The organism is Micromonospora sp. KC207, from assembly GCF_004348615.1.
In the GTDB taxonomy this organism is placed as follows: domain Bacteria; phylum Actinomycetota; class Actinomycetes; order Mycobacteriales; family Micromonosporaceae; genus Micromonospora.
On record NZ_SMKJ01000381.1, the window covers coordinates 1 to 5166 of the forward strand.

The window sequence follows — 5166 nt, forward strand, 5'->3', positions numbered from 1 at the left end:
GAGTACGGGGGTGCGGCGGGCGGCGCGGAGTACGGCCCGCTGGCGGGCGGGGCGGAGAACGAGGCGGTGGCCGGCGGGGCGGCGTACGGGCCGCCGGCCGGCGGCGCGGCGAACGGGTCGGCCGCGGCCGGGAAGCCCGCCGGCGGGGTCGAGTACGTCGTCGACCGCAGCGGGACCGCCCAGGGGTCGGTCGACGGGTGCGTCGCCGTCACCGGCTCGGACGGGTTCGGCTCCGGCGGGTGCGTCGCCGTCATCGGCTCGCAGGGGTTCGGCTCCGGCGGGTGTGGTGGCGGCGTGGGTTCAGGGGTCACCGCGACCCCCCACGGTAGTCGATCACCCGGCGGACACTACAACTTCCCGCCGTGCCCCGGCGACCCGCCGACTGTCCGGTTTCCGCAGCGCGGCGACCGGGAGACAACCCGGACCGGTCAGGCGGGGGCGGTCGGAGAGGGCTCGGCGGCCCGGTCGAGCGGCTTGCCGGGCCCGTCAAGCCCGGCCATCCGGCGGGCCTCCCGCCGCGCCACCCAGCCGTAGCCGAAGAGCGTCATGGCGGCGAAGAGCCACCACTGCACGACGTACCCGAAGTTCTGCCAGTTGTTGGTGTGCCCGATCGGCACCGCCTGGAACACCGGGTCGGCGGCCGGCGTCTGCTCGTCGAGCAGGACGTAGGCGCCGTACACCGGGTACGGCAGCTCCCGGGCCAGCCGGGGGACCCCGATCCGCCGGGTCTCCAGCCGGCCGTCCCGCCGGTCCACGGCCCTGGCACCGCTCTCGGTCGGGTGCACCCGGCCCACCACGGTCACCTCGCCCTGCGGCACCGGCGGCAGCTGCGGCTGCGCCAGCGCCCCGCCCGGGGCGGGCGGCACCCAGCCCTGGTCCACCAGCACGGCCGTGCCGTCGGCGAGGACCAGCGGGGTGACGACCTCGAAGCCCACCCGGTTGTCGACCGTCCGGCCCCGGACCAGGACGACGTTCGCCGCGTCGTACCGGCCGGTCACGGTGACCCGCGACCAGGTGGCCGCGTCGGCGGGCGCCGGGCCGGCCGTGCCGCCGCCCCCGGTCGGGGCAGGCACGGCGTCGCGCAGCGGCACGGGTGCCATCCGCGCGCCAGCGTCGATCCGCTCGTTGATCGCGGTACGGCCCCGGTAGCGGTCCAGCTGCCAGTTGCCGAGCAGCACCATCACGGCTGCGGCGACCAGGGTCAGCGCGAGGATGCCCAGCCAGCGCGGCGTCAGGAGGAACCGGTACACGCGTCGAGGCTACCCGCACGAGGGCGGCCACCGGTCCGCGGCGGGGCACCCCGACCGCCGCGACACCCCCGCACCCGCCTGCCCCCAGGACGCGGATGCGGGGCCGGAACCGGCGACGTGACGCGACCCGTTCGGTGGCCGCCGGGTGCCCGTGCGGGCGGGTATCGTCACGCGGGCGGATCGGGAGGCCGACCGCCGCCGCGTACCACCCTCGCCGGAGGAGCCGCTGATGACCGTCGTGCCGCGCCTGGTGCTCAGCGCGCCGTCCTCGGGGCACGGCACGAGCGCCGTGGCGCTCGGGCTGCTCGCCGCCTTCGCCGACCGGGGCCTCGACGTCGCCGGGTTCAAGGTCGGGCCGGACCAGATCGACGCCGGTTACCTGGGGCTCGCCGCCGGCCGTCCGGGGCGCACCCTCGACGCCCGGCTGGTCGGGCCTGGCCGCGTCCCGGCCCTGTTCGCCCACGGTGCCGCCGACGCCGGGCTCGCCGTGGTGCAGGGCACCATGGGGCTGTACGACTCGGTCGCCGGCCAGCCGGAGACCGAGTCCACCGCCGCCGTGGCGATCGCGCTGCGCAGCCCGGTGGTGCTGGTGGTCGACGTGGCGGCGATGGGGCAGTCGGTGGCCGCCCTGCTGCACGGCTTCCGGGCGTACGACGAGCAGCTCTGGCTGGGCGGGGTGATCCTCAACCGGGTGGCCTCGCCCCGGCACGAGGCGCTGCTGCGCGAGGCGCTCGACGACGTCGGCGTGCCGGTCTACGGCGCGGTGCGCCGCCACGAGTTGCCTCCGGTGCTGCCGGCCCGGCGGCACGGGCTGGTCCCGGTGATCGGCCGGGACGCCGACGCGCTGCGGGCGGTGCGCCGGCTCGGCGAGGCGGTGGCCGCCACGCTCGACCTGGACCGGTTGCTGACGCTGGCCCGGTCCGCCCCGGCGGTGCCGGGCGAGCCCTGGTCGCCGCAACCGGCCGAACCGGTGCCGGCCGGTGGGGAGGCACCCCCGGTGATCGCGGTGGCCGGCGGGCCGGGCGGCGACTACGGCCCCGCCGAGACGACCGAGCTGCTGCGGGCGGCCGGTGCCGAGGTGGTCCGGGTCGATCCGCTGCGCGACGAGGCGCTGCCCGCCGGGACGGCCGCGCTGGTCGTCGGGGGCGGTCTCCCCGAGTCGTACGCGGAGCAGCTCTCCGCCAACCGCCGGCTCTGCATCGCGGTGGCGGAGCTGGCCCGCACCGGACGGCCGGTGCTCGCCGAGGGCGCGGGCCTGCTCTGGCTGGCCCGGGAGCTGGACGGGCTGCCGATGTGCGGCGTGCTCGACGCGGTGGGCGTCAGCCGGGACGGCCTGGTGGTCGGCTACCGGGCGGCGACGGCCCGCACCGACAGCGTGCTCGCCCCGGCCGGGGCGACGGTGGTCGGTTACAAGGAGCATCGGGCGGTGCTCACCCCCCGGGCCGGGCAGGCCCCGGCGTGGAGCTGGGACGGCGGCGCGCCCGAGGGGTTCGTCTGGCGGGGCGTGCACGCCTCGCAACTCACGGTGCGCTGGGCCGGATACCCGGAGATCGGGGCGCGGGTGGTCGCGGCGGCGCGGGCCGGCGCGGTGCTCGGCACCCCCGCGTGACCGGCCCGTGGCGTCAGCCGACGATGGCGTCGGAGGGTGGGGTGAACTGGCGGGTGGGCTGGCCCTTGAGGGCGTCGCGGAGGGTGTTGGCGACCGCGGCGATCGGGATCTGGGACTGGCCGTCGCCGACCGCGTTGAACGGGTTGTCCGGGTCCGCGATGAAGCTCGCCGCCGCCAGCTCGGGGGTGTACCCGACGAACCATGCCGACCGGGTGCTGTCGGTCGTACCCGTCTTGCCGGCCACCGGCCGCCCCACCGTGCCCCGGACGCTGTCGGCGGTGGACCAGCCGCCGCAGCTCCCCTTCGCCGGGGTGTCGCCGGTCGGGCAGCGGGCGGCGTCGGTGGCGGCGCGGGCCGCGTCGGCGCTGACCACCTGCCGGCAGCGCGGCTTGGCGACCTCCCGCTCGATCCCGCCAACCGTCGTGTACGTGGCCGGGGTGCCGTCGCGCTTGCTGATCGAATGGACCGGCATCGCCTCGCAGTACCGCCCGTCGGCGGCGATCGCGGCGTAGGCGTTCGCCATCTCCAGCGGGGTGGCGTCGGAGACGCCCAGGGTGAACGCGCCCCACTTCCTGGCCTTGGCCGGCGACGCGTGCTCCCGGTCGACGTCGGTACGCCAGCGCAGCCCGAGCTGCTCGGCGAGCCGGACCGCGGCGTCCGCACCGACCTTCTCCTCCAGTTGGACGAAGTAGGTGTTCACCGACTTGCCGAACCCGGACCACATGGTCTGCCGGCCGGTCATCGCCCCGCTGGCGTTGGAGGGGGCCCATCCGTCGTACACCTCGGAGTGGTAGCGGTACGGCGAGTCGTACGCGGTGGACAGCGGCATCCCGGCGTTGAGCGCGGCCAGCATCGGGAACATCTTGAACGTCGATCCGGCCTGGTAGCCGGGCAGGTCGCCGCCGCCGAGCAGGGGTGCCACGGTGTTCGGGTAGTTCGCCTTCACCTTCGGCGACGCCTCCGGGTTGGAGCTGGGCCCGTTCTCGCTGATGTCCAGTGAGTAGTTCCGGTTCACCGCCATCGCCTTGACCCGCCCGGTGCCCGGCTCGGCGACCACGATGCCGTTGGCGAACGGGCTGCCGGTGTTCTCCTGGGCCCCGACGTTCTTCTCGGCCGCCGCCTGGATCTTCGGGTCGATGCTGAGCACGATCCGGTACCCGCCGCGGCGCAGCTTGTCCATCCGTTCCAGCCGGTTCTGACCGAACGCGGGCTGGGCGCTCCACCAGTTCTTCAGGTAGTCGCAGGCGAAGCCCCAGGTGTGGTACTTCTCCGGCAGCGAGGCGCAGTCGTTGGGCGGGTCGGTGAGCTTGAGCCGGATCGGCTCGGCCTTCGCGGCGGCGACGGCGTCCGGGCTGAGGTAGCCGAGCTGCGCCATCCGGTCCAGCACGTAGTTGCGCCGGCCGGTGGCGTCCTTCTGGTCGGAGCTGGCCGGGTCGTACTCGGAGGGGGACTTGACCAGGCCGGCGAGGGTGGCCGCCTCGACCGGGGTGAGGGTGGCCGGCGTCTTGGTGAAGAAGATCTGCGCGGCGGCGTAGATGCCGTACGCCCGGTGGCCGAAGTACGCCGAGTTGAGGTAGCGCTCCAGGATCTGCTCCTTGCTCAGCTCCTTCTCGATGTCCATCGCCATCCGCATCTCCTTGACCTTGCGCAGGCTGGTCTGCTGGGTGGCCTCCTGGACCTCCTGCGGGGTCTTGGCGCTGTCGCGCAGGGCCATCCGGACGAACTGCATGGTCAGGGTCGACGCACCCTGGGACACCCCGCCGGAGCGGGAGTTGGCCACGAAGGCCCGGGCGACGCCTTTCGGGTCGACCCCTCGGTGCTGGTAGAAGCGGCTGTCCTCGGCGGCCACGATGGCCTGCTGGATGTTCGGGGACATGTCGGACAGCTTGGTGTAGCGCCGGTACTCCTCGTAGAACATCGTCAGCACGGTGCGGCCGTCCGGCGCGTACACGTACGACGTCTCGGCGGGCAGCGCGGTGCGCAGGATGCCGGTCTTCTGTTCCACGGCGTGCGCGGTGGCCTGGGCGCCGAGGCCGGTGACGGCGGCCAGCGGGTAGAGCGCGCCGGCGATCACGATGCCGCCGATCAGCCCGGCGCGGAGGAGAGGGACGAGACGACCAGCGGAGGCAAGGGGTCGGTTGCTCACGGGGTCAAGTTATGACATTTCCGATTCATCCGTGAGAACAATTCATAAACCAGCGGTAGGTGACGCGGCCCACGCCGGCATGCGCTGTCCCACGCGGCGGCTTCCCGGCAGGATCGCGGACATGCGTGCTCACCTGGTGCCGCCACCACTCACCCGGGACG

Annotated in this window: 3 protein-coding genes and 1 pseudogene; 1 reads left to right on the forward strand and 3 read right to left on the reverse strand. The window is 74.7% G+C overall.

The features are described 5' to 3' along the window. Both E1258_RS29615 and E1258_RS29620 read right to left on the reverse strand, forming a co-directional pair. Positions 1–254 (reverse strand): annotated as a pseudogene (locus tag E1258_RS29615) (hypothetical protein); the annotation flags it as partial. Between the two features lie 174 nt (positions 255–428). Beyond that, entirely contained in the window at positions 429–1250 is an 822-nt protein-coding gene (locus tag E1258_RS29620) for an SURF1 family protein (protein WP_132406913.1), read from the reverse strand. Between the two features lie 229 nt (positions 1251–1479). Between E1258_RS29620 and E1258_RS29625 the strand changes: the two genes are divergently transcribed. Next, a complete protein-coding gene (locus tag E1258_RS29625) occupies positions 1480–2859 on the forward strand; it encodes a cobyrinate a,c-diamide synthase (protein ID WP_132406915.1) in 1380 nt (459 codons plus the stop codon). A 13-nt stretch (positions 2860–2872) separates the two neighbouring features. Here the strand turns inward: E1258_RS29625 and E1258_RS29630 are convergent, their stop codons facing one another. Beyond that, entirely contained in the window at positions 2873–5005 is a 2133-nt protein-coding gene (locus E1258_RS29630) for a transglycosylase domain-containing protein (protein WP_132406917.1), read from the reverse strand. Positions 5006–5166: the final 161 nt, after the last annotated feature.